The following is a 23,040-nucleotide window of genomic DNA, read 5'->3' as shown; positions in this document are numbered from 1 at the left end:
CCGCCACACAGGAGGCGAGTTGACGATATCCTCCGGCCTCCCGCCACGCGGGCGGCGAAGGGGCCGGGCGAGGCCGTGCGCAGCGGGGTGGGCGGGCCGTGGACTGGGCCGGCCGGGTGAGGAGCGACGCGGTGCCGGGCCCCTGCCCCGGCCCCCCTGCTGCGGGCCCCACCTGCGGCGATCTAGGGTGCAGGCATGATCTCCTCACCGATATCCGGCCCCGACCAGGCGATGCGGGTGCTGATGGAGGGCAATGCCCGTTTCGTCGCGGGCAGCCCGGAGCACCCCAACCAGGACGCCGGGCGCAGGGCCGCCCTCGCCCCGGCGCAGCGGCCCTTCGCGGTGCTGTTCGGCTGTTCGGACTCCCGGCTGGCTGCCGAGATCATCTTCGACCGGGGGCTGGGCGACCTGTTCGTGGTGCGGACGGCCGGGCACGTCACCGGGGCGGAGGCGCTGGGCAGCATCGAGTACGGGGTGAGCGTGCTGGAGTGCCCGCTGGTGGTGGTGCTGGGGCACGACTCGTGCGGCGCGGTGGGCGCGGCGATGGAGGCGCTGGACCAGGGGCGGCTGCCGGGCGGGTTCGTGCGGGACGTGGTGGAGCGGGTCACCCCGAGCGTGGTGTCGGCCCGGGCCGCGGGCATCGAGGACCCGGACGGGATCGTCGACGAGCACATCCGCCAGACCGTGGACCTGCTGCTGGAGCGTTCCCAGCTGTTGGCCGCCAAGGTGGCCGAGGGCGCGGCGGCCGTCGTGGGCCTGTCCTACCGGCTGCGCGACGGCCAGGCCCGTACGGTGGCCGCTCGCGGTCCGGTCAGCGCCGCGTTCTGACCGCCGGCCCGTACGGGTGCTGAACCCGCCCGTACGGCCGAATCGGCGTGTCGGGCCGAGCCGACGCGTGCAGGGCCGTCCGGCGTAGGGCCGTCCGCCCCCGCCGGGGCCGGGAACGCCGTGTCCGATCACCGCCAGCGCCCCCTCCCGGGCGGGGGCAGAGTCGGAGACCGGCAACGGTTTCCCACCCAAGGACGGCATTCCCGTGCACAAGGCCACCGACCTCAAGGTTCTCTACTTCGGCACCCCGGTGGTGCTGATCAGCTCGCGCAACGAGGACGGCGGCGCCAACCTGGCGCCGATGTCCTCGGCGTGGTGGCTGGGGCAGTCCTGCGTGCTGGGCCTCGGCAACACCGCCCAGACGGCCGTCAACCTGCGGCGCGAGGGCGAGTGCGTGCTCAACCTGCCCTCCTCCGGGCAGGTCGACGCCGTCGACGCCCTCGCGCTGCTGACCGCCAACCCGGATCTGACCGAGCACCGGCGGCAGCAGGGCTACCGCTTCGAGCGGGGCAAGTTCGCCGCCGCCGGGCTCACCGAGCAGCGGTCGGAGCTGGTGCGGGCGCCGCGCGTCGCCGAGTGCCCGGTCCAGCTGGAGTGCCGGTTGGAGGCGGCCGCGCCGCTGGCGGGCAACCCGCACTGCACCGCCTTCGAGGTCACCGTGGTGCGCGCGCACGTCGAGGAGCGCCTGATCGTGCCCGGTACGGACCACTACGTGGACCCGCTCGGCTGGGATCCGCTGATCATGAAGTTCTGCGAGTTCTTCGGCGACGGGCGCCGGCTCGCCCCCTCCCGTCTCGCCGAGGGCTGGCAGATGCCGGGCCGCCTGCCCGCCGGTGCCCGGGCCTGACGCCCCGCCGCGGGTCCGCGAGCTCCCGCCGCCCGCCCGGCCGCCCGACGAGCCGCCCGCCTACCTGCCCGCCCGCCCGGCCGCCTAGTCGGCCGCCGCGGCGGGCACCAGGTCGTGGAGCAGGAAGTGGAGCTCCGTGTCGTCCGTCGACTCCACCCACAGCCCGTCGGCGTCGAGCACCGAGGCCGCGACCATCCGCGCCTCGGCGACGAGTTCGGGGTGGGAGTCGAAGCCCGGCCACGGCAGGACGGGGAAGTCGTTGTCCTCGCCGAAGCGCCGCACCCGTTCGATGTCGCCCAGGACGGCGGGCGGCCGCGACTCGTTCGCCCAGGACCACAGCCAGGTCTGCCGGGCGAGGCTGACGCTGCCGATCATCGTGAGCCGGCCGGTGAGGAACACCTCGCTCTTGCGCGACCACTTCCTCCTGCGCGACCAGGTGATCCGCGCGTCGTCCATCGACCAGTGGTACTGCACGTCACCTGACAGTCCGAAGCGCTCGACCATGAGGGCCTGCCGCGAGCGGGCACGTTCGCGGGCCGCGATCACGACGCCCTCCCACCGGGAGTGGTCGTGCTTCGAGTGGTCGTCCACCGTGCCTCCTCGTACGGAACTGCCGGCAAGATCATCCCATCCGGCCTGCTGCTCCGTCCGGGCCCGGCGTGATCCGCAGGAGAGCCCCTACGCGCTGGCGCCGCAGGAGTCGCAGATGCGGGTGGCGGGCAGTTGGAGGAAGCAGGAGGGGCAGATCGCCGGGGGGCGGGGCGGGGTGGCGGCGGCCGCCTTGCGGTTGACGGCCGCTTGCAGGCGCGGGGCCAGGGCGGGGGTGCCGCCGTCGGCGGGCAGCTGGGCGCCGAAGTGCCGGTAGCAGGCGAGGCGGGCGGCGGCGGCGTGGTGTTCGCGGTCCATGTCCGCTGCCAGCGGCGGCTGTCCGGCCACGGCCAGTACTTCCTGGTAGCCGACGCCGACCATGCCGTCGGTGGAGTGGACCACCAGTGCGGTCAGCGGCGGGTCCCCGCGGCGGTGTGCCTCGCGCACCACCAGGGCCAGGACTTTGCCGATCCAGGTGCGCTGGTGCACCCGGGTGCGCACCCCGGCCGCCTCCTGCACGGTCTCGGCCAGTTCGGAGTAGGTGATCACCGCGTGGTAGCGGCGGGCCACGTCCACCAGGGCCGGGTAGGCGGCCCTGGTCCAGGCGACCTGGGCCTGGGTGGAGCTGACCGCCGAACCGTCCGCGACCCGCCAGTAGCCGCGCTGTTGCTGTTCCATTCGACCGCCCCTGAAACCTCGTCCGCCGGCCCCCGCCGGGAGCGAGGCTACCCCGCCCTCCGGCGCCTCGGGCCGCCGGGGGCTTGACTTCAAGTGCTGTTGAAGTCGTCGAATGGGTCCCGACCGCAGCCGTACGGGCATCGCGGTCGATGCCCCGCCCGTACGGAACGACCCGGGTCCGGGGCCGCCTGCTTTCCGATCGTGCCGCAGGCGGCCCCGGACCCGTCGTCGTCCGCCGGCCCGCCATCCGCCACGGGGCGCAGGCCGGGCGTCACCAGCAGAGCCGGGCGACGGGCTCAGGCCGCGGCTTCGGCGAGGGTGTGGGCGACGAGGGCGTTGGCGTGGCCGTGGCCGAGGCCGTGCTCGGTCTTGAGCCAGGCGACGAGTTCCATGTGCTTGCCGAGCGGGGAGGCGCGGATGAGGTCCTTCCACTCGGCGACGGGTCGGCCGTACTTCTTCTCGATGGACGGGAAGTAGCTGGCGGGGCCCTTGGCGGGGGTGGCGGTCATGGTCGGTACGCCCTTTCGGGAACGGACGGGAACGGATGCGGTCGCGGTCTACACAGGTAGGACCGCGACCGCATCGTCAACTCATCGCCCAGCCGAAGTGATCTGCATCACACTCCGACCTTGCGCTTGGCCCGCCGCCCGGCGACGGGGGCGAGGGCGGGGTCGGCGTTCCAGGCGGCGACGGGGTTGCCGAGCCAGCGGGTGGTGCCGGGGACGTTCTCGCCGCGCATGACCAGGGAGGCGGGGCCGACGGTGGTGCCGGCGCCGAGGGAGGAGTTGAGCAGGACGATGGAGTGCGGGCCGGTGGTGGAGCCGGGGCCGAGGTGGACGGGGCCCAGGCGCATGACCCGGTCGTGGAAGAGGTGGGTCTGCAGGACGGTGCCGCGGTTGACGCTGGCGCCGGCCTCGACGGTGACGAGGTCGCTCTCGGGCAGCCAGTGGGTCTCGCACCACACGCCGCGCCCGATGTGGGCGCCGAGGCTGCGCAGCCAGGCGTTGAGGTAGGGCGTGCCGGTGATGCTGGAGCCGCCGAAGGGCATGGCGAGTTCCTCGACGAAGCTGTCGTAGAGCTCGTTGCGCCACACGAAGGTGGACCACAGGGGGTGTTCGGCGACGCGGAAGCGTCCGACGAGGAGCCACTTGGCGGCGGTGGTGACCAGGCAGGCGACGAGGGCGGCGCCGATGAGGACGAGGCCGGCGGCGGCGAGGGCGCGCGGGAGGCCGTAGTCGTCGCGCAGTTCCTGGAGGGTGGCGAGGACGAGGTCGCCGAGGAGGGCGGCGAGGACGATGGGCAGCAGGCGGCACAGTTCGACGCCGGCGCGGGCCCACATCAGGCGCCGGGGCGGGTTGTAGGTGCGGGCGTCGCCGCCGGCGGCCGCGACGCGCGGCAGGGCGAAGGCGGGGCGGCCGAGCCAGGAGGAGCCTTCGGGGGCGTTGACGGGGGTGTCGGACAGGACGCCGACGAGGGAGTTGTCGGGCAGTCGGCGGCCGGGGCCGACGATGCCGGAGTTGCCGACGAAGGAGCGGCGCCCGACGTGCGAGGGGCCGATGTGCAGCCAGCCGGCGCGCAGCTCGTAGGGGGCGACGAGGGTGTCGTCGGCGAGGAAGGCGCCGTCGTCGACGCGCATCAGGCCGGGCAGGGCCAGGACGGTGGAGGCTTCGACGCGGCGGCCGACCTTGGCGCCGAGCAGGCGCAGCCACACCGGGGTGAAGAGGCTGGCGTAGAAGGGGAAGAGGGTGCGCCGGGCGGTGTCGCTGAGCCGGGTGACGGCCCAGGCGCAGAAGGCGACGCGGCCGTGGGCGGGGTGGAAGCCGGGGCGCAGCGGGATGGACAGGAGGCGGACCGTGGTCGCTATCAGCGTGGCGTGGCACACCAGGGTGAGGGCGGCCAGCGGGATGGTGGCGGGCAGGAGTTGGAGGAGGGCCGCGGTGAGGGTGCGGTCGCTGTCGACCATCGTGAAGACGATGGCGAGCGCGGGGAGGGCGGCGATGATCGGCAGGAGGCCGAAGACGGTCAGGCCGACGCCGTAGGCGAGGTTCCAGAAGCGGGAGCGGGGGGTGGCGGCGGCCGCGGGCCAGGTGGTGCGGGCCTCGGTGGAGGGCCGGGCCGGGGAGCCGTGCCAGTGTTCGCCGGCGGGTACGGCGCCGGTGACGCAGGAGCCGGGGGCGATGTCGGCGCCGGCGCCGATGCGGGCGCCGGGCATGAGGGTGGAGCGGCCGCCGATGCGGGCGCCGTCGCCGATGTCGATGTGGCCCAGGTGGAGGGTGTCGCCGTCGAGCCACCAGCCGGCGATGTCGGCTTCGGGTTCGACGGTGGCGCCGGCGCCGATGCGGGCGAGGCCGGTGACGGGGGGCAGGGTGTGCAGGAGGACGCCGGCGCCGATGCGGCAGCCGAGCGCGCGGGCGTAGCGCAGGGCCCAGGGGGTGCCGGCGAGGGCGCCGACGCCGAAGAGGGTGACGGCGCGTTCGGCGGCCCACAGTCGCAGGTGGGCCTGGCCGCCGCGGGGGTGGCTGCCGGGGCGCAGGCGGGCGGTGAGCAGGCGGGCGGTGCCGGCGGCGAGGAGGGTGCGGCCGGGGGCGCTGTAGAAGAGGAGGAGGCCGGCGGCGACGGGCCACCAGGAGCTGTGCGGGGCCCAGCTGAGGTGGTTGCCGATGAGGTTGTCGAAGGCGGTGAGGGCGAGGATCCAGCGCAGTCCGGAGATGCCGAAGACGCCGAGCAGGATGAGGGTCTGCCACAGGCCGGCGCTGGCGGGGGTGCGGCGCACGGTGCGGACGGGGGCGGGGGTGGGGGTGCGCGCGGCGCCGCCGGTATGAGGGGGGCCGGCGAGGTTGTCGAGGTAGTCGGCGAGGTCGCCGAGGACGGGGTGGGCGTAGAGGTCGGCGACGGAGACGCCGGGGTGGCGGGTGCGCAGTTCGGAGACGAGGCGGGCGGCGGTGAGGCTGGAGCCGCCGAGGGCGAAGAAGTCGTCGCCGTGGCCGGGGGCCATGCCGAGCATGCTCTCCCAGCGGCCGGCGAGCCAGCCGGCAGTGCCGTCCAGGGGGGCGGCGGTGCCGGGGGTGGCGGTGCCGGTGGTGGCGAGCGGCCAGGGCAGGGCGTTGCGGTCGACCTTGCCGGAGGTGCGGGTGGGCAGGGAGTCGACGAGGGCGAGGACGGGCACGAGCGGGGCGGGCAGGCGTCCGAGCAGGTGCTGGCGGGCGGCGGTGAGGTCGGGGGTGGTGCCGGGCTGGGCGACGAGGTAGCCGACCAGCAGGTCGGCGCCGGCGGGGCTCTTGCGGACGGCGGCGGCCGCGGCGCGGATGCCGGGCAGGGCCTGGAGGGCGGCGTCGATCTCGCCGAGTTCGATGCGCCGGCCGCCGAGTTTGATCTGGTCGTCGGCGCGGCCGACGAAGACGAGGCCTTCGGGGTCGTTGCGCACGAGGTCGCCGCTGCGGTAGACGCGCGGGGAGGCGAGGGCGGGGTGGGCGCTGAACTTCTCGGCGTCCTTGGCGGGGTCGAGGTAGCGGGCGGTGCCGATGCCGGTGATGAGGAGTTCGCCGGTCTCGTACCAGGGGACGGGGTGGCCGGCGGCGTCGACGACGGCGATCTCCCAGCCGTCCAGGGGGGTGCCGATGCGTACGGGCTGGCCGGGGAGCATGCGGGCGGCGGTGGCGACGACGGTGGTCTCGGTGGGGCCGTAGGTGTTCCAGAACTCGCGGCCGGGGGTGGCGAGGCGCTCGACGAGTTCGGCGGGGCAGGCCTCGCCGCCGACGATGATCAGGCGCACGGCGTCCAGGCACTCCTGCGGCCACAGGGCGAGCAGGGTGGGGACGGTGGAGATGGCGGTGATGCGGCGCTCGACGAGCCAGGGGCCGAGGTCGGTGCCGGCCTTGACGAGGGAGCGGGGGGCGGGCACCAGGCAGGCGCCGTGGCGCCAGGCCAGCCACATCTCCTCGCAGGAGGCGTCGAAGGCCACCGACAGGCCGGCCAGGACGCGGTCGCCGGGGCCGAGCGGCTGCTGCTGGAGGAAGAGGCGGGCCTCGGCGTCGACGAAGGCGGCGGCGGAGCGGTGGGTGACGGCGACGCCCTTGGGGCGGCCGGTGGTGCCGGAGGTGAAGATGATCCACGCGTCGTCGGCGGGGGTGGGCCAGGCGGGGTTGCCGCGGGGCTCGGCCCCGGAGCCGGGGGCGAGCCGGCGTTCGGCGCCGAGGACGGCGCACACCTGGGCGTCCTGCCAGATCATGTCGGCGCGCTCGTCGGGGTCGTCGGCGTCGACGGGCACGTAGGCGGCGCCGCAGCGCAGCACGGCCAGGATGGCGACGTACAGGTCGGCGGTGCCGGAGGGGATGCGCACGCCGACCCGGTCTCCGGTGCCGATGCCGTGCCCGGCGAGGACGCCGGCGAGGGTGTCGACCTCGTGCATGAGGGCGCGGTAGTCGAGTACGGCGGTGCCGGTGTCCAGCGCGGGTGCGTGCGGGTGGGCGTCGGCGGTGGCGGTGACGATGTCGAGCAGGCTGCGGGGGTGCGCGGGCCGGACGGCCGGCCAACCGGCGGCGTGGGCAGGCCCGGGACGGTTCAGCGTTCCCGGTCCTGCCATGTCCTGGCGTGCGTCCATAAGGAGTGTCCTCGGCTGGGAGTAGTCATAAGGATGAATGCGGGGAGTCACCTTGCGTGGTGCCTCACTCACCATGACTCGACTGGGAGCCCGCTGGATGCCGTGAAGGTGGAGTCAAAGGAACTTTTCATTTTCGGCGACATATGGGGGCATCAGGGAACGATTCGAAAGTCATTTCGGGGTTTTTCGATCGCTTTCGGTGGCGAAGGGTAATCGCCGGAGGCAGGAGGCATATGACGGGAAGGCGAAGAGTGGTCTACGCCATAGCGGCGGGGACGCTACCGGTAGTGAAAGCGGACCCACCAAATCTGGAGGTTTAGCGATGATGGTGGCCGGATCCCGCCGGTGGCCGGCCGACGCCGGGAGCAGCGTCGGGAGCGGCGTCGGGAGCGGCGCGTCCGGTAGCGCGGAGGGCGACGCGGCGGGCGACGCGCGGCTCGTCTGGTACGCGGCGTACGGGTCGAATCTGCACGCCGCCCGGCTCGCCTGCTACCTGCGCGGCGGCCGCCCCGACGGCGGCGCGCGCACCTACCCCGGCTGCCGCGACCGCCGCCCGCCGCGCCGGGACGTGGCCACGGTGCTGCCCGGCACGCTGTACTTCGCGCGGGAGTCGGCGGTGTGGGGCGGCGGCAGCGGCTACTACGATCCGGACGCACCGGGTGAACTGCCTTGTCGGATCTATTTGGTGACGGCCAGTCAGTTCAGTGACATCGCCGCCCAGGAGATGCACCGCTCCCCCGGCGCCGACCTCGACCTCACCCACGCCCTCGCGCACGGACGCGACCAACGCGGGCCCGGCCGGTACGAGACGCTGGTGCACGCGGGCGCACTGGACGGGCACCCGCTGCTGACCTTCACCGCCTCCGAAGGCCTGGCCGGCGCCGCACTCAATCCACCCTCGGCGCCCTATCTGCGCACCCTGGCCGCCGGCCTGGCCGAGTCCCACGGCTGGAGCACGCGCCGCTGCGCCGACTACCTGGCCTCCCGCCCGGGCGCCGCCGGGCACTGGAACGCGGCGGACGTCCTGGCCGTACTGGGCGGTGGTCTGGACCTTTAGGCGTTGTTCACCCCGTGGTGACCGTACGGTGACAACTACACGGGTTCCGGCCACATCAGGCAAAGGAAGCGCCAGGCCACCGCACGGGTGAACCGGCACTTCCCGCCGGCGGGTGGCGGCGACCGGCGGCGGCCACCCGCCGGCTTCGTCAAAGGCGGTTTTAAGATCGCGCCCTTCAGCTTGAGCGTTGGCCGTGGAGGAGGAGAGGGACGGCGCGGTTGGCGAGGGCTTCGGCGGCGCGGGCGGCCTGGGCGGGGGCCATGACGTCCGGGAGTTCGTGGGCGGGGACGAAGCGGGCGCCGAGCAGGCCGCTGCGGTGCCGGGGCGGGACGGTGAGGCGGACGTCGTCGCGCACGGTGCCGCCGTCGAAGACCAGGTTGAGGCGCTCCAGGTAACGGTCGGCGGGAGTGAAGTCGACCGCGAGGACGTCCGTGAGGCGCAGGTTGAAGCCGGTCTCGGCGTGGAGGTGACGGGCGGCGGCGAGGTTGGGGGGCTCGTTGGGCTGGGCGGCGCCGCCCGGGAGGATCAGGCCGTCCATGTAGTCCGGGTCGACGAGGAGGACGTCGCCGCGCGGGTTGCGGACGAGAACGAGGCAGCCGAGCCGGCACACCGGCGGCTTGGCGAGCAGACGGGGGTCACGCATCGGACGGTTCACTTCCTGAGGGCGGCGAGGAGGACAAGGGAGAAGCCCGCCCACCAGAGCAGGCGGACGAGGAGTTCAGTCGTCATGCGTCAGGCGCTCGTAGCGCAGCCCCTTGCGCAGCAGGTCCACGACCCGCAGGAGTTCGGACGGGCGGGCGCAGCCGAGGCCGATGAGGTAGCAGCCCGTCCTGCGGCCGTGCTCCCAATCCACCTCGACGGAGGGCAACTTCACCCCGCCCAGGGCGAGGACGGTGGTCAGGTCGTCCAGGACGTCGGCCGCCTGGCGCCGCTGGTCGGCCGTGGCCCGGTAGACCTTCTCCCCCATCACGCCCCCACCTGCCGCCGAACCTCGAACCCCCGCCAGGCGCTGAAGGCGGCGGAGAACGAGGAGAAGGAGGCCAGCTCACCCGAGGTGCCGCTGCGCAGCCACTCCCCCGTCGTCTCGTTCCGCACCCGGTAGCACCGGCCCTCCGGGTCCCAGCGGACCCCGTAGCCGTGGAGCTTGATACCTACAGTCATCTTTTGACTCCTCTCTGTATTCACACTGAGAGGTTCTCGTGGCGGCCACGACATCAACAGGGACGGAGCGTCCTAGTTTTGGGATCTAGTCAGCCAGCCCCAGGGAGCGGGCGAGCCTCTTCAGGCCGGGCGGGCGCGCCGGGCCTGCCCAGAGGTCGGAGACGATGGCCACGGCGAGGGTGTGGTGCCGCATCCAGCCCGGCGCTACTCGCTGGAGCTTCTCCAGGGTCGCCACCGCTCCCGCTGCGTCCCCCATGTCCGTGTACGCGCGTGCCACGTCCAGGAGCAGCCAGGTCCGCCAGGACACTGGGGTGTCGTTGCTGAGCCGGATTCCCTTCGCGAGTCCCAAGGCCTCCTCCGGCCTGGCGAATTGGACCGCGAGCCGAACCCGCTCGATGCGCACCGAGGAGCTGTTGAACACGCTGACCATCCGGCCGTCGGCCGAGGCGGGAAGCTTTGACAGGCGTCTGGTCGCTTGTTCTGCGGTCAGCATCATCTCGGATGCTCCGTCATAGTCGCCGCTTCGGGCCGTGCTGGTCGCTGCGGACATGATCAGTCCGCCCCACACCTTGAGCCCCTCCGCCTTCGACGAGTGCTCGTTCTCCACTCCGTCCGCTGCGTGGATGGCCAGCGTCTGCGCGTCGCCGAGCCGGTTCTGGCGCTGATACGCCCAGGCCACCGAGTTGCAGATCATCGCCCCCAGCAGCGGGTCTTCCGCCGAGTCCGCTGCCGCTATTGCCCGTTCGAGACTGGACAGGCCGAGATCCGTCTTACCGAGACGGATCGCGAGATGCCCGCCCAGTTGGAGAGCCTTGCCGAGCGCATGGTTACCGGCCAGGCGGTCCTCGCCGCGACCCACGGCCGCGGCGAGGCGGGCATCCGCGATTATCGCCGGCAGTGTCTCCATGACCCTGCCGAAGTCGGCCGCGTGATACAGGGTCCAGGCCTCTGCGATCTCGCCACGCAGCAGCGGAATCGACAACTTCTCCACGCCGTCCGCCACCGGCAGCGGCGTGAACAAGGGCGGCATGATCGCCCGCCGCACCGCGACCAGGCCCGGCGGGTCCGCATCACCTGTCGACGGCACCGCCGGTGGATCGCCCAGAAGCGCAGTCAGCTCAACACCAAGCCCCTTGGCCAGCGCGTGAAGTGTCGGAAGCCGCGCCGAATGCTTCCGCAGCTGCTCAAGTTTCCGAACCACATCCACCGACACACCCGACTTCTCAGCCAGGCCCTCCTGCGTAAGATCGGCCAAGCGCCGCAGCCGCTTGACCCGATCCCCAAGATGATCGCTCGCCATACTCCCGACACTACGCGCACGCACGCCCCGACCAGCGCGAGTCACCAACCTCGCACCCCAGCTCACCACCCCGCCCGCCGCCGCCCCTACGCAGGGGCGGCGGCCACCACCTCACCGCCCTGGAACGCCCCGCGTGGGAAGTCGACCCCACCGACTTCCCACTCCACCACTACGGCGGAGGCCAGTTGGCACCACTCGATCAGGAGGCAACCGGTGTTGATGAGCAACCACCCCACCACCTGGCGCAAGAGCACGTAAGCGGACAGGGCGGCGAATGCGTCGAGGTAGCCGACGGCTTCATCGGCGTGCAGCCCGTCCGCGACTCCAAGGACCCCGACGGGCCCGCCCTCCTCTTCCCCTCCCCCGCCTGGCAGGCCTTCGTCACCGCCGTCCGCGCCGACGAGTTCGACGCCCGGTAGACCCGCCTCTCGGCGAACTGACCCGTGGCCTGCGGAGGAGGAAGCCGACTGCGGCGAGGACCCGGCCGTTCTCCAGCCGGATCCACGCGGCCTTCTCGATCGGCTCGGGCATCGTTCGCGCCCTCGTCAGGCCGCGACGGGCGCGCCGGCGACGCGGCGTTCGCCGCCGTTGCGCTCGCGCCACGCCCGGTAGACGTCGATGGCCGCGTCGCTGGGCAGGTAGCGCATCGGCAGCCGGCGCTCGTCCCAGTTCTTGGCGAACTCGGTGTAGAAGGTGGCGAGTTCGAAGTACTTGCGGTCGTCGACGTAGTGCGGTTCGTAGTCGTCGCGGGTGGTGAGGAAGACGACCTCGTCAGGGCTGCAGTAGTAGAGCGAGCCCAGGCACATCGGGCAGGGGTGGGCGAGGACGTAGATGGTGGTGCCGGTCAGGTGCTCGGTGCCGAGCCTCGTGCAGGCGTCGCGGATGGCGAGGATCTCGGCGTGCGCGGTGGGGTCGCCGGTCTGGGCGACCTTGTTCGGACTCTCGGCGAGGATCTCGCCGTCCTTGACGATGACGGTGGCGAACGGGCGCCCGCCTTCGGCGACGTTGCGGCGGGCGAGGTCGATGGTGTGCTGGGCGAAGTCCACGGTGGCGGTTCCCTGCTGGTCGGGGGTGGGGCGGCGGGCCGGGGGACCTGTCGGGTCCACCCCGGCCCGCCCGGGGATCAGAACGGCTTGGTGGGCAGGTACTTGCCGTCCAGGGTGATGACGGCGCGGTGGCCGCCCTCGGGGTCCTCGACGGTCTTGACGTCGAGCTTGAAGTTGATGGCGCTGATGATGCCGTCGCCGAGCTGCTCGTGGACCAGGGCCTTGAGGGTGGTGCCGTAGACCTGGAGCATCTCGTAGAAGCGGTAGATGGTCGGGTCGGTGGGGATGCCGCCGGGGATGCTGCCGCGCAGCGGGATGGTCTGGAGCAGCCGGGCCGCGTCCTCGTCCAGGCCCAGGAGCTCGGTGACGGCCTTGGCCGCGTCGGCGGGCAGGGCGTGCTGGCCGAGCAGGGCGGCGGTGACGAAAGCGACGGACAGGCCGGTCGTGTCGGCGAGCTCCTGCCAGGTGAGGTCCTTGCGGGTCTTGGCGTCGACGACCTCCAGGGCGAGCTGCTGACGGGCGGTCTGGTCGAACTGCGCGTGCACCATGGGGTGGGCCTTTCGGGGATGGGGTCCGGGGCGGGTGCCCGGACCTGGTCTGGGGATGGTGGGAGGGAGTGGTCGGAGGGGACGCGGTGGTCAGCCCGCCAGGGCGACGAACCGTCCGCTGTCGGTGTCGAGCGTCTCGGCGGAGCCGGATCCGATGTCGTAGACCCAGCCGTGCAGGGTCACCCTGCCCTGCACCAGGGCCTTGGCCACCGACGGGTGGGTCTTCAGGTTGGCCAGCTGGGCGAGGACGTTGTCCTTCACCAGGGCGGCGACCCGCTCCGCGCCGGCCGGGTGCTCGGCCGCGTCGGTGCGGGCCTTGGCGACGTCCGCGTGGTGCAGCCAGGTGGCGACGGCAGGCAGGCCGGTGAGGTCGCCGCCGGAGGCGAGGGCGGTCATCGCGCCGCACGCGGAGTGCCCGCAGACGATCACGTCCGTGACCCCGAGCACGCCGACCGCGTACTCGATGCTCGCCGCGACACCGTCCGCGCCCCGGGTGTACGGGGGCACGAGGTTGCCGGCGGTGCGGATGACGAACAGCTCGCCCGGATCGGTCTGGGTGATCAGCTCCGGCACGACCCGGGCATCCGAGCAGCCGATGAACAGCGCGGTCGGCTGATGGGTGGTGGCGAGCCTCTTGAACAGTGCCGCCCGGGTCGGGAACACCTCCCGGCTGAACCGCTGGAAACCCTGCGCCATCTCGTTCATGAGGTCACTCCTTCTTCGACGACCGTTGGTGCCTGCCGATGACCTCAACGATGCATGACCTGGTCCTATAGTGTCCAAGACGCGGTAGCCATCATTGCCATCAGTACTGCCTATAGTTGGCTCATGGAACTGCGCCACCTCCGGTACCTGCTCGCCGTGGCCGAGCACGCCAACTTCACCCGCGCCGCCGAAGCCCTGCACGTCTCGCAGCCGACCCTCTCGCAGCAGATCAAGCAGCTGGAGGGCTCGCTGCACGTGCAGCTCCTCGACCGCTCCGGGCGCACCGTGCGCCTCACCGACGCCGGCCAGGCCTACGCCCACTACGCGCGCCGGGCCCTGCGCGACCTCGCGGCGGCCGAGCGCGCGGTGCGGGACGTCAAGGACCTCTCACGCGGCACCCTGCGCCTGGCCGTGACCCCGACCTTCACCGCCTACCTGACCGGGCCGCTCATCGGGGACTTCCACGCGCGCCACCCCGGGATCAGCCTGGACGTCCGCGAGATGGCACAGGAACGCATCGAGTCCGAGCTGGCCGCCGACCAGCTCGACCTCGGCATCGCCTTCGGCGGAGCGCACCTGCCGGCCATCACCGCCACCACCCTGTTCACCGAGCGCCTCGGCCTCGTCGTCGCCTCCGACCACCCGTACGCGGCCCACTCGGGCCCGCTCCCGGTCCGCGAACTGGGCGACCAGCAACTCGCCCTGCTCAGCGGTGACTTCGCGACCCGGCAGCACATCGACCGGTTCCTCTCCGACCACCGGGTCCGGCCGCGGATCGCCATCGAGGCCAATTCCGTCAGCGCGCTCGTCGCGATCGTCCAACGCACCGGCCTCGCCACCGTGCTACCCGACGCCACCACCCGCGAACACCCCCACCTGCGCTCCGTCCCGGTCGACCCGCCGCTCCCCTCGCGCGCCGTCGCCCTGCTCCGCCGGGACACCGCCTACCAGAGCGCCGCCGCCCGCTCCTTCGGCGACCTCGCCCGACACCGGGCCCACACCTTCGACCACACCCCCGACGGCCCGGCCTGAAGCGGGTCGCGCCCGGCGGCCCCGCCCGGGAGAAGACCACCCCGACGACCGCGGAGTGGGAAGTCGGCCCGGCCGACTTCCCACTCCACTACCCAGAGCGGACGGCGGCCCGGGCCGCCGGGGGGGCGCCCCCGGCGCCCCCCCCGGGGCCACCCCCCCCCCCCCCCCCGGGGGGGGGGGGGGCCCCCGGCCCCCCCCCCCCCCCCGGCCGCCCTGCCGGCGCTCTGCGCGCCGGCGGGCCCGGTCACGCACTCAGGACGAGCCTTCACCACGGATCAGCCGCAGCGCCGGCCCTGCACGCCCGGCCACCCGCCCGGCCCTCGGCCGCCGGGCTTCCCGCTGGGCTTCCCGCTCGGCCTCCTGTTCGGCCACCAGGTCCGCCGACACGCGGGCGCCCAACGCCCGCAGCTCGGCCTTGCGCTCCTCGTCGGCCTCCTCGTCGCCCGGGTAGGCGGCCACGTACTTGACGCCGTGCTCGTCCTCCCAGGCATAGCTGCGGTACTGCGTCGTCACCTCGTCCGCCACAGGGAACCTCCGCTCCTCGTCTTCGGGGTGACCCACCGTAGGCGACCGACCTGCACCGGGAAAGGGGCCGTGGCGCCCGCACCGCACGCCCCGTCACGCGGCTGACGGGCCGCTTGCCGCCCTCGGACCTCGGGCCACGCCCCCCTCACGGGCCCTCCGTCGCCGACGGCCGTTCCCCCGATCGAGGGAAGCGGCGCCCGTCCGTGCGCTCACTCCGGGCCGAACCGAGACACTGGGGCCATGAGGATCTGGAACGGACCCGTCCTGGGCGTGGTGGCACTGGCCGCCGCCGCCATGCCGAGCCTGCTCGCCACGGTGCCGGCACAGGCACAGGCCACCGGTCCGGCGGTGGCCGCCCACTCCGCCGAGCGCACGTCCCGGCGCGACGTCTACGTGCCGCGCGTTCTCTCCCCTCGTGCGGGGGCGGTCTGGCGGGTCGGCGAGCGGGTCGAAGTCACCTGGGACGTCTCGGATCCGCCGGCGCAGATCACCAACCGCACGGGGTCCATCGCCTTGCGCGCGGGCGGCGTCACCCTCCTCGACCGGGTCCTCGCCCGTGACTTCGACATCCTGCTGGGACGGATGGAGGTGACCGTGCCGGACGTCCCCCCTGGAGACGACTACCGGGTCGTCCTGTCCGGTGATTCCGGCAACTGGTCCGAGCCCTTCACGATCACGTCGGACGGACGGGCCGCCCCGCCGCCGGGTGCGCCGGCTACTCGTCGTCGGTGAAACTGACCGAGCCGATGCCGCTCTGGGTGCTCGAACCACCCGACCTGATGGTCTTGATCTCGTCCCGGCAGCCGGCGCCGAGGTAGACGGTCGCCTCCGCGTCGGTGTCGTTGTACAGCTCGGTGACACGGCGGCCGAGGTCGTAGCACCGGTCGCCCTCGGGGTTCTCCAGCGTGTGCTCCTGGTTGTTGCTGATGTAGGTGAAAGTCCCCTCCGCGGCTTGGGCGTTGGCCGGGACTGCGATGCACAGAACCGCAGCGGCACCGACGGTGACCAGCGTCCTTCCGAGGCTCTTCACGGACTCGTCTCCTTTGAACGGCGGGCTTCCTCAGCGCTGCCAGTGTGGCCGTTCGGACACGCGAGGACGCGGGACGTCACTCGAATGGCCCTTCGACGGCGTTTCCCCGTCCCCGAAGAGCGGTGTTGGGCGATAGGAGGGTTCGCCCCCGATCCACCGGCCAACTTCTTTGTGCCATCTGCCAGTACGGCGGCCCGGCGGGGCGGAGGAGACTTTCCGCCACGGCCGCGACCCGGCGGGCGGCACACAGGAGGGGCGGCACGTGGGCGTGCAGCAGTACGACGGGATCGGCGAGGCGTTCGAGGGGTTCAAGTCCCTGCCGTTGATCCGCTACGGGGAGGTGCCGAGCTTCCTGGGCCTGGTCGGGGACGTGGACGGCCGGTCGGTCCTCGACCTGGCGTGCGGCACCGGCTTCTACAGCAGGGAGTTCAAGCGGCGCGGCGCCACGGACGTCCTCGGCGTCGACATCTCCGCCGAGATGGTCACCGCCGCGCGCAGGATCGAGCAGCGCGACCCGCTGGGTGTGCGCTACGAGGTCGGCGACGTGGCCGAACTGCGGCCCCTCGACCGGCGCTTCGACATCGCGCTGGGAGTGCAGTGCCTCAACTACGCCGAGGACGTCGCGGCGATGGAGCGGATGTGCCGCAACATCCACCGGGGCCTGGTGCCGGGCGGGGAGTTCTTCGTGCTCACCCAGAAGCCCGACTACCGGTTCGACTGCCCGTCCCTGGACACGTACGGGTTCCGCTGCGAACCGACCGGCGAGGAGAGCGAGACGGGGCCGCGGGTGCGGATCACGGCCCTCCTCGACCCGCAGCCGATCAGCATCGTGGGCGCGGCCCCGCGCCGCGAGGTCTACGAGCAGTGCCTGCGGGCGGCCGGGTTCAGCGACGCCGAGTGGGTCCCGCTACAGGTGTCCGAGGCCGGCCTACGCGAGTTCGGCGAGGACTTCTGGGCCGACCTCCTCGCCAACCCGCCGCTGGAACTGCTGCGCTGCCGCGCCTGAGCGGCCGGGAGCGGCCGGCCCGGTCGGGTGTCAGAGATCCGGTCGGGTGTCAGAGATCCGGCCACCTCCTCCACCGGCCCGTCAGGGCGACGTCGGTCTCCTTGAACGCGGCCTTCCACGCACCGCCCTCGCGCACCATCGCGTAGCGGGCCTCGCCGCCGATCAACCCTTCCGGCACGTACACCCAGCACCTGCCCGGCGTCTCCTGTTCGACGCGCAGGATCGGCGCCTCGAACTCCGGCGGCGTGCCGAAGCACAGCAGGTCGTAGCGCGACTGGTGCCGGGCCAGCGCCCTGGCCGCCAGGTGCCTGGCGAACACCGCCTTCACCGCCGCCAGTTGCTCGTCGCCCGTGGTGTCGTGCCGGCAGGAGGCCATCCACTCCTCCCACCGGCGCATCGCGTCGAAGAAGTCCTGCGCCGCCGCTCGGGCGCCTGCCGCACCTTGACCGCTCTGGCCGCCTCGGCCGCCTCGGCCGCCCGGTCGGTCGTCCGCTGGCATCGCTGCGTCTCAGCTCCAGTCGAAGGTCAACAGGGCGAGGCGGTCGACGGGTTCGAAGAACAGCATGATCCAGTCGGCGCCGCTGCCGCGGTAGTGCCAGCCGGGCACCGCCGCCACGAACTCGAAGCGGCGGCCGGACGGGCCGACGGGCCAGGTGCGGTCGCCGTCGTAGTCGAGCGGGAACAGGTCGGTCTCGATCCAGTTGCCGGCGGATTCGGCGTAGCCGCCGAGCTGGTCCAGGAGGGCCATCTCGCCGGTGCAGCCGGGGTGCGGCAGGCCGTCGTCGCCGAGCAGGACGAGCCTGCCCTCGCGGCGGAAGCTGTCGCGGTGCGCCCGGTAGCTGCGCTCCTGGCGTTCGCAGTGCTCGGCGAGGCCGGCGTGGAACCCCGGCCAGGGGTCGGGGACTTCGTCCGGGCCCGCCGCCCGGGCGAAGTAGCGCAGGTCGCCGGCCAGGCGGAAGCGGTCGCCCTCCAGCGTGAAGCCGAGCCAGTTGGGGGCCTGGAGCCCCGTGTGGAAGGCCGAGGTGTGGTCACCGATGAGGCCCTCCGACGGCTCCAGCGGGCTCAGCAGGTGGATCCACCCCTGCCAGGCGGGGTTGACCCGGGCCAGGTCGATCGAGACCAGCGGGTGCAGGTGCCGGGCCAGCTCGGCCTGGTCGGCGACGAAGACGTCCGCCGGGTCGGGGTAGATCCGCAGGCCCTCCCCGGCCGTCATGACGTCCTCGCGCACGGCGGTGTCCTCCACGGGCATCCGGGCCTCCTTCGGTGACCACGCGTCGGCGGTCGGTCGGCTGACGATCAGCCCCTTCCTACCAGGAGGCTCCGACAATCAGCCCCGGGGCCCGGGCCCGCCGACCGACTGTCGGTGACGGGTGCTACGTTCCGGTCCTCGTCACAACGGAGGGGAGTTCCCGATGCGGCAGCTGTGGGCGCGGATCGAGGCCGTGCTCGGGCGGATCGCCCCGAGGTTGGCGGCCGCGATGCCGCCCGGCGCCACCGACGAGCAGATCCGGGCGGCGGAGGCCGCGATGGGGGTGGAACTCCCGCCGGACGTCCGGGACTCCTACCGCTGCCACGACGGCCTGCCGGGGGTCCTGATCGGTCTGCACACCGAGCTCCACTCGCTCGACGCGATGGTGGACGACTGGCGCGAGCGGTCCGCCGACGCCGGGGATCCGCCCTGGGACGAGCGGGAGGAGGACAGCGTGATCCGCCGGGACGTCGCCTGGTCCGCCGGGTGGATCCCCTTCATCGGCATCGGCAACGGCGACGTGATCTGCATCGACCTGGACCCGCCCGCCCCGCAGCGCCGCGGCCAGATCATCGACTGGTCGCACGAGGGCTGGCGGGCCGGCTACGAGGCCGCCGGCCTGCGGGAGTTCCTGGAGGCCTTCGCCGCCGACCTGGAGGCCGACCGCTACCAGGTCGACGAGACAGGCGGCGCGTGGAGCAACGGCGGCCTGCCGCTGGTGATGCTGAAGGACTGAGGGCGCAGCCCCGTCAGAGCGCCCCGCTCCCCCGGCGCGCCGGATCGGGGCTGCACAGCCAGCCGTTGACGGCGAAGCGGCTGTCCTCGGGCCGCCGGGACGGGCACCTCACCGGGCGCACCTCGTGCCAGGCGGTGGGGCGGAAGAACACGATGCTGTCGTGCTCGGGCTCCCAGTCCCGCCAGGTGCGCTTCTCCCACTCGCCCGTCGTCCCGCCGTACAGCGGCAGGGCGGCGTCGAACACGCGCAGTGCGCCGCCGCCGAACGGCCGGGGCGTGCCGTGCAGGTAGTAGACGAAGGTGAGCAGGCGCCGGGGGGAGAACTCGGCGCTGGTGTCCTGGTGCGGCCGGTAGAAGTCGCCGTCGTTGTGCACGTTGAGGGTGTAGTCGGGCTCGGTGTTGCGGCAGGAGACGCCCAGGGTGTGCTCGACCGCCTCCAGCACCTCGTCGATGGCCGCCAGCAGTTCGGGCGCGGCGAACTCCCGGCACGAACGGGAGCGGCGGAAGCCGGGGACCAGCTCCCGGTCCCCGATCAGGGAGGGCTGCAACGCGTCGCCGGCGCGGGCGAGCGCGACGGCGCGTTCCAGCAGGGCGCCGGCCGTCCGCTCGCCCAGGAGCCCGGTGATGCGGCAGACCGTCACCGGGAGCCGCCAGATCGCGTCCGTACTCACCGGCGACGGCCGCTCCGTCACGGTGTGCGGCCCTGTCATGATGTCCGGCTCTGTCCTGGTGTCCGGCTCCGTCATGGTGTCCCGCCCTCTCATCGTCCCGCGGCCCCGGGCGCGCTCACGCCCGGGGCCGCACCGGCCGGTGCCGCACCCGCGCCCCTACCGGCTCCAGTCCACGGGGACCACGTCCTGCTTGAGCCCGCGGTCGCTGCACACGGCACACGGGTTGCCCGGGACGCCGGGGCCCTGGTCGGTGCCGATGGTGATGGCCCCGTGGGCGCCGGCCGGGGCGTGGACTCCGTCGCCGACCATCGCGGCCTCGTAGCCGCCCAGCAGTTCCTGCAGGGTGCCGGGGCCCAGGTTCTCGGGGGCGGTGATCGCCGCGATGCCGTCGTAGTCGGTGTAGGCCGCGCCCAGCGTCCGGCCGCCCACGGTGGCGAACACGATCCGGGCGCCTCGGATGGGCTCCCCGGTCACCGCGTCCGAGGCCATCGCGTGGATGTTCTCCAGCTGCATCTGGGTGACGTTCAGGCTCGCCTGACTGGCCGAGAGCCTGGTCGGCTTGAGGCTGGGGCACTCCGCCCCGCTGCACGGCGGGGCCGGCGAGGCGGCCGCGGACGCGGTGACCGCGCTCCCCGCGCCCAGCGAGGCCAAGGCCGCGGCCATCACCGCGACGGTCTTGCGACCAACAGAGCTCATGATCCACTCCCGTGGGAACCGCCCGCGCGTGCTCCGCTCCGACGCCCGAGGGCCACGAGGGCCGGGCGCGTGCGGCACGCGACGGGTGCCGCCCCCCATCGGACGACACGGCCGAGCGTAGCCACCGCCCGGCCGGCCCAACCAGCCGACGACCACGAGTTCGCAAGATCTGATGAACAGTCAACGGCGCGGTGACAGCGGCGGTCGGGGCGCACCGGCCGGTGCGCAGCGGGGCCGGCCGCCGCGGGGCGCCGGCCCCTCAGCGGGCCGGGCGCGGCGGGTAGGTGGGCGCCGTCCAGGACGCGTGGGCGTTGAACGTCAGGCCCGCCCGGTCCGAGGGGAGCGTGTGGTCCGGGTCGTTGCGGACGACCTCGATGCGGTGGCTCTCGACGTACAGCGCGGTGAGGTGCAGGCCCGGCGCGGGGGCGCGGACCTCCTGCCGCTCCTGGGTCATGGCGGCGACGAAACGCGTGCTGTCGTAGCCGAGTTCGCGGCTGAGGGAGGCGCCCGCCCTGGCGCCGAAGCCCTCGGTCTCGACGCCCGCCTCGAACCCCACGGACAGGCCGACGGCTTCGCGGCAGGCCTGCGCCTGCGCCTCGTCCACCCCCCACGGGACGGTGGCGCCGACCGTGCCCGGGCCCGGGTCCTCCCGCAGGTCGGTGACCGCGACCCGGGTGTAGAACCGCTTGCGCCGCACCGTGTACGTCGGCGAGTTGCGCAGGATCCACTCCGTGGACGCGCCCCGGTCGAGGACGGCGGTGCACGGGAGGAGCACCTCCCGGTCGACGACCGGCTCGGTCCGCTCGGGCACGTCGCCTCCGTCCGTGACGGCCGGGCCCTTCGCCGTCCCCTGCCGGACCTGCCGCATCGGCACGTCCAGCACGTGGACGTCGCCGGGGTCCTCCCCCTCGTAGTCGCCGTCGAAGTAGGAGATCCAGGTCGCGATGCCGGGGGTCAGCAGGCAGCCCGTGCCGCCGGGGATCGTCTCGGGGCGGACGGTCTCGGGGATCTCCAGGCCGCCGCGCCCGCGCCAGGCGCCGACGGCCACGTAGGGGCGTCCGCCGATCTCCTCCTTCACGCAGCGCAGGTCGCCCTGGGCGACGAAGGCCGCGCCGCCGAGGTCGCGCAGGACGTCATGGGGCCCGTGGACCGTGTCCGAGGACCACAGCGCGCTCAGCGCCCGGTACCCGGGAGGGGCCACCGGCACCAGGCCGCGCAGCACCCCGTCGGAGTCGGTGACCTTGCGCCACTGCTTGGGCTCGGCCAGCGCGGCCGAGCCGCCGGTGCTCCCCCTCACCCAGGTCATCGGGGCGTTGTCGGGGATGACGCTGCACAGGGCGTGGTAGCCCTCGGGCGGTCTGGTCTCGCCGGTGCTGAAGACGAAGGTGAGTTCGCCGAACTGCTGTGGTGCCGAGTAGCTCATATCCGCTCCTCCTGTCGGACGGCTCGCGCTTGCCGGGCGGGCGTGCCGGTCCGCGGGCGGCCGTCCGGGGGCCGGCCCGGGCTCAGCGGCCCGCGGTCACCGGGTAGTGGTCGCTGTAGTCGGTGAAGGCCCGGCCGCCCGCCTCCCAGCTCGGCGAGGCGGTCTTCAGGACCTCGCTCGTCCAGGCGTCGCACGGCGGGGCGTGGCCCTTGCGGAGCAGGACGTGGTCCGTGTCCTCGGCGGGGTCGGCCGGGTGGCGGTGCAGGGCGGCGTCGTTGGCGATGGTGTCGAAGGAGTACTTCCAGCCGGTCCGGGGGCCCGCCTCGTGGAGGTTCCCGAAGCCCAGGACGTCCTGGAAGTCGGGCGAGTGGCGGTCGGTGTTGAAGTCCCCGGCGACGATCACCGGCTCGTGCGCCGGGATGCGGCGGTCCGTCAGGAAGACGTCGATGTCGCGCAGCTGGGAGCGGCGCATGATCCTCGCCTGGCCGGTCAGGCAGGCGCCGTCGTCGGACTGCAGGTGGGTGCCCACCACGTGCACGCGCCGGCCGGCGACCTCCAGTACGGCGTAGGCGAAGCCCTTGGCGGCCTCGGCGTCCCAGCCGCAGGCCACCTCGTAGACGTACTGCTCCATCCGCAGGATGGGCCACCTGCTGACGATCGCGACCCCGCCGCGGGCGTGCAGCGGGGAGATCTGCCGGCCGTGCGTGGCGGCCCAGCCCGACTCGTCCACCCCGACCACCGGCGTGCGGTGGCGGTACCCCCGGTCCTCCAGGCCCTGCATCAGTTCCTCGGAGGGGCCGGGGTCGAAGAGTTCCTGGAAGACCAGCACGTCGTGGTCCGCGACGTACGCGGACTCGGCGATCAGCCGCGAGCGCGCCGCATTGTTCCAGTCGCCCTCGCTCTTCTGCGTCAGCCAGGACAGGAACATCACGTTGTGCGTCAGAACCTTCAAGGCCGTCCTCTCCGAACCGGCGGGCGCGGGGCGCACACACGGCGGAACCGGTCCGGGGCGCCCCGCCCCCCAAGTCAAGGGGGTCGGCCCGCGCCCGCCGGCGTCGACGCGCCGGTGCCCCGGCGGACGCAACGGGGGCGCGGGGAGGCATCACCGGCTCACGGCAGGACGTGAAGGGGCGTACACGGATGGTGCCGCGCCGGGGCCGTGCCCACCGACGGGGCGTACGGCCGCCGGGGGGGGGGGGGGCCCCCCCCCCCCCCCCCCGCCCGCGGCGCGGGGGGGCGGGGGGGGGGCGGGGGGGGGCCCCCGCGGGGGGGGGGGGCCCCCCCCGCCGCCGGGGGGGGGGGGGCCGCCGGGGCG

The 23,040-nt window shown here is 73.5% G+C and carries 27 protein-coding genes; 8 read left to right on the top strand and 19 right to left on the bottom strand.

Translation table 11 applies throughout. The features are described 5' to 3' along the window. Positions 1-195: 195 nt before the first annotated feature. Positions 196-828 carry a carbonic anhydrase gene (locus ACIOGZ_RS21865; protein ID WP_363586774.1) on the top strand — a complete coding sequence of 211 codons (633 nt, stop codon included), beginning with the start codon at positions 196-198 and terminating at the stop codon, positions 826-828. Between the two features lie 205 nt (positions 829-1,033). Continuing rightward, a complete protein-coding gene (locus ACIOGZ_RS21860) occupies positions 1,034-1,675 on the top strand; it encodes a flavin reductase family protein (protein WP_363586773.1) in 642 nt (213 codons plus the stop codon). A gap of 84 nt (positions 1,676-1,759) precedes the next feature. Here the strand turns inward: ACIOGZ_RS21860 and ACIOGZ_RS21855 are convergent, their stop codons facing one another. From ACIOGZ_RS21855 to ACIOGZ_RS21840, 4 genes are all read right to left on the bottom strand, one after another. Then, the gene (locus ACIOGZ_RS21855; RefSeq protein WP_400986831.1) at positions 1,760-2,266 is read right to left on the bottom strand and encodes a DUF6882 domain-containing protein; all 507 of its coding nucleotides are present in this window, start codon (positions 2,264-2,266) and stop codon (positions 1,760-1,762) included. Between the two features lie 87 nt (positions 2,267-2,353). After that, positions 2,354-2,941 (bottom strand): hypothetical protein, encoded by a 588-nt coding sequence (locus tag ACIOGZ_RS21850; protein ID WP_063352909.1) that lies wholly within the window; start codon positions 2,939-2,941, stop codon positions 2,354-2,356. A gap of 296 nt (positions 2,942-3,237) precedes the next feature. Beyond that, complete coding sequence (locus tag ACIOGZ_RS21845; protein WP_063352910.1) at positions 3,238-3,450, bottom strand: DUF4287 domain-containing protein; 213 nt, start codon at positions 3,448-3,450, stop codon at positions 3,238-3,240. 107 nt (positions 3,451-3,557) lie between these two features. After that, entirely contained in the window at positions 3,558-7,541 is a 3,984-nt protein-coding gene (locus ACIOGZ_RS21840) for a Pls/PosA family non-ribosomal peptide synthetase (protein ID WP_363586771.1), read from the bottom strand. Between the two features lie 322 nt (positions 7,542-7,863). Between ACIOGZ_RS21840 and ACIOGZ_RS21835 the strand changes: the two genes are divergently transcribed. Further along, a complete protein-coding gene (locus ACIOGZ_RS21835; RefSeq protein ID WP_363586770.1) occupies positions 7,864-8,598 on the top strand; it encodes a histone deacetylase in 735 nt (244 codons plus the stop codon). 175 nt (positions 8,599-8,773) lie between these two features. Here ACIOGZ_RS21835 and ACIOGZ_RS21830 read toward each other — a convergent pair whose 3' ends face one another. From ACIOGZ_RS21830 to ACIOGZ_RS21815, 4 genes are all read right to left on the bottom strand, one after another. After that, a complete protein-coding gene (locus ACIOGZ_RS21830) occupies positions 8,774-9,241 on the bottom strand; it encodes an NUDIX domain-containing protein (protein ID WP_363586769.1) in 468 nt (155 codons plus the stop codon). Between the two features lie 75 nt (positions 9,242-9,316). After that, on the bottom strand, positions 9,317-9,565 hold the full coding sequence (locus ACIOGZ_RS21825; RefSeq protein ID WP_400986829.1) for a hypothetical protein: 249 nt from the start codon (positions 9,563-9,565) through the stop codon (positions 9,317-9,319). Further along, positions 9,565-9,759 carry a hypothetical protein gene (locus ACIOGZ_RS21820; protein ID WP_400986828.1) on the bottom strand — a complete coding sequence of 65 codons (195 nt, stop codon included), beginning with the start codon at positions 9,757-9,759 and terminating at the stop codon, positions 9,565-9,567. Before ACIOGZ_RS21820 ends, ACIOGZ_RS21825 begins: the two co-directional genes overlap by 1 nt. A gap of 85 nt (positions 9,760-9,844) precedes the next feature. Continuing rightward, positions 9,845-11,059 (bottom strand): helix-turn-helix domain-containing protein, encoded by a 1,215-nt coding sequence (locus tag ACIOGZ_RS21815; RefSeq protein ID WP_400810395.1) that lies wholly within the window; start codon positions 11,057-11,059, stop codon positions 9,845-9,847. A 185-nt stretch (positions 11,060-11,244) separates the two neighbouring features. Here ACIOGZ_RS21815 and ACIOGZ_RS21810 point away from each other — a divergent pair, with 185 nt between their 5' ends. Continuing rightward, positions 11,245-11,478 (top strand): DUF397 domain-containing protein, encoded by a 234-nt coding sequence (locus tag ACIOGZ_RS21810; protein ID WP_400986827.1) that lies wholly within the window; start codon positions 11,245-11,247, stop codon positions 11,476-11,478. Between the two features lie 126 nt (positions 11,479-11,604). Here ACIOGZ_RS21810 and ACIOGZ_RS21805 read toward each other — a convergent pair whose 3' ends face one another. From ACIOGZ_RS21805 to ACIOGZ_RS21795, 3 genes are all read right to left on the bottom strand, one after another. Then, entirely contained in the window at positions 11,605-12,105 is a 501-nt protein-coding gene (locus ACIOGZ_RS21805; protein WP_363587894.1) for a nucleoside deaminase, read from the bottom strand. A 77-nt stretch (positions 12,106-12,182) separates the two neighbouring features. Further along, positions 12,183-12,653: a cyanase gene (gene cynS / locus ACIOGZ_RS21800; RefSeq protein ID WP_350881326.1), complete on the bottom strand. Its 471-nt coding sequence runs from the start codon at positions 12,651-12,653 to the stop codon at positions 12,183-12,185. Between the two features lie 90 nt (positions 12,654-12,743). Continuing rightward, positions 12,744-13,358, bottom strand: a complete 615-nt coding sequence (locus tag ACIOGZ_RS21795) for a carbonic anhydrase (protein ID WP_363587813.1) — start codon at positions 13,356-13,358, stop codon at positions 12,744-12,746. 123 nt (positions 13,359-13,481) lie between these two features. Here ACIOGZ_RS21795 and cynR point away from each other — a divergent pair, with 123 nt between their 5' ends. Continuing rightward, positions 13,482-14,390, top strand: coding sequence for a transcriptional regulator CynR (gene cynR, locus ACIOGZ_RS21790; protein WP_363587815.1), 909 nt, complete (start codon positions 13,482-13,484; stop codon positions 14,388-14,390). A gap of 252 nt (positions 14,391-14,642) precedes the next feature. Here cynR and ACIOGZ_RS21785 read toward each other — a convergent pair whose 3' ends face one another. After that, a complete protein-coding gene (locus ACIOGZ_RS21785) occupies positions 14,643-14,915 on the bottom strand; it encodes a hypothetical protein (RefSeq protein WP_363587817.1) in 273 nt (90 codons plus the stop codon). 240 nt (positions 14,916-15,155) lie between these two features. Here ACIOGZ_RS21785 and ACIOGZ_RS21780 point away from each other — a divergent pair, with 240 nt between their 5' ends. Further along, positions 15,156-15,647, top strand: a complete 492-nt coding sequence (locus ACIOGZ_RS21780; RefSeq protein WP_363587819.1) for a GPI anchored serine-threonine rich family protein — start codon at positions 15,156-15,158, stop codon at positions 15,645-15,647. Here the strand turns inward: ACIOGZ_RS21780 and ACIOGZ_RS21775 are convergent. Continuing rightward, positions 15,631-15,945, bottom strand: a complete 315-nt coding sequence (locus ACIOGZ_RS21775) for a hypothetical protein (RefSeq protein ID WP_363587821.1) — start codon at positions 15,943-15,945, stop codon at positions 15,631-15,633. The two genes, ACIOGZ_RS21780 and ACIOGZ_RS21775, sit on opposite strands and share 17 nt — an antisense overlap. 262 nt (positions 15,946-16,207) lie before the next feature. Between ACIOGZ_RS21775 and ACIOGZ_RS21770 the strand changes: the two genes are divergently transcribed. Further along, positions 16,208-16,951 (top strand): class I SAM-dependent methyltransferase, encoded by a 744-nt coding sequence (locus ACIOGZ_RS21770; protein WP_363587823.1) that lies wholly within the window; start codon positions 16,208-16,210, stop codon positions 16,949-16,951. 49 nt (positions 16,952-17,000) lie between these two features. Here the strand turns inward: ACIOGZ_RS21770 and ACIOGZ_RS21765 are convergent, their stop codons facing one another. Next, positions 17,001-17,450 (bottom strand): hypothetical protein, encoded by a 450-nt coding sequence (locus tag ACIOGZ_RS21765; protein ID WP_400986825.1) that lies wholly within the window; start codon positions 17,448-17,450, stop codon positions 17,001-17,003. Between the two features lie 9 nt (positions 17,451-17,459). Beyond that, positions 17,460-18,200, bottom strand: a complete 741-nt coding sequence (locus ACIOGZ_RS21760) for a hypothetical protein (protein ID WP_363587827.1) — start codon at positions 18,198-18,200, stop codon at positions 17,460-17,462. Between the two features lie 163 nt (positions 18,201-18,363). Here ACIOGZ_RS21760 and ACIOGZ_RS21755 point away from each other — a divergent pair, with 163 nt between their 5' ends. After that, positions 18,364-18,936, top strand: coding sequence for an SMI1/KNR4 family protein (locus ACIOGZ_RS21755; protein ID WP_363587829.1), 573 nt, complete (start codon positions 18,364-18,366; stop codon positions 18,934-18,936). A gap of 13 nt (positions 18,937-18,949) precedes the next feature. Here ACIOGZ_RS21755 and ACIOGZ_RS21750 read toward each other — a convergent pair whose 3' ends face one another. From ACIOGZ_RS21750 to ACIOGZ_RS21735, 4 genes are all read right to left on the bottom strand, one after another. Beyond that, positions 18,950-19,681 carry a 2OG-Fe(II) oxygenase gene (locus ACIOGZ_RS21750; protein ID WP_363587831.1) on the bottom strand — a complete coding sequence of 244 codons (732 nt, stop codon included), beginning with the start codon at positions 19,679-19,681 and terminating at the stop codon, positions 18,950-18,952. Positions 19,682-19,762: 81 nt separating this feature from the next. Then, positions 19,763-20,302, bottom strand: a complete 540-nt coding sequence (locus ACIOGZ_RS21745) for a hypothetical protein (RefSeq protein ID WP_363587833.1) — start codon at positions 20,300-20,302, stop codon at positions 19,763-19,765. Positions 20,303-20,561: 259 nt separating this feature from the next. Then, positions 20,562-21,725, bottom strand: coding sequence for a hypothetical protein (locus ACIOGZ_RS21740; protein ID WP_363587835.1), 1,164 nt, complete (start codon positions 21,723-21,725; stop codon positions 20,562-20,564). Between the two features lie 82 nt (positions 21,726-21,807). Further along, complete coding sequence (locus tag ACIOGZ_RS21735) at positions 21,808-22,677, bottom strand: sphingomyelin phosphodiesterase (protein WP_363587837.1); 870 nt, start codon at positions 22,675-22,677, stop codon at positions 21,808-21,810. Positions 22,678-23,040 lie beyond the last annotated feature (363 nt).

Source organism: Kitasatospora sp. NPDC088160 (assembly GCF_044741445.1).
GTDB lineage: Bacteria > Actinomycetota > Actinomycetes > Streptomycetales > Streptomycetaceae > Kitasatospora.
This window is presented reverse-complemented; position numbering and strand designations above follow the sequence as displayed.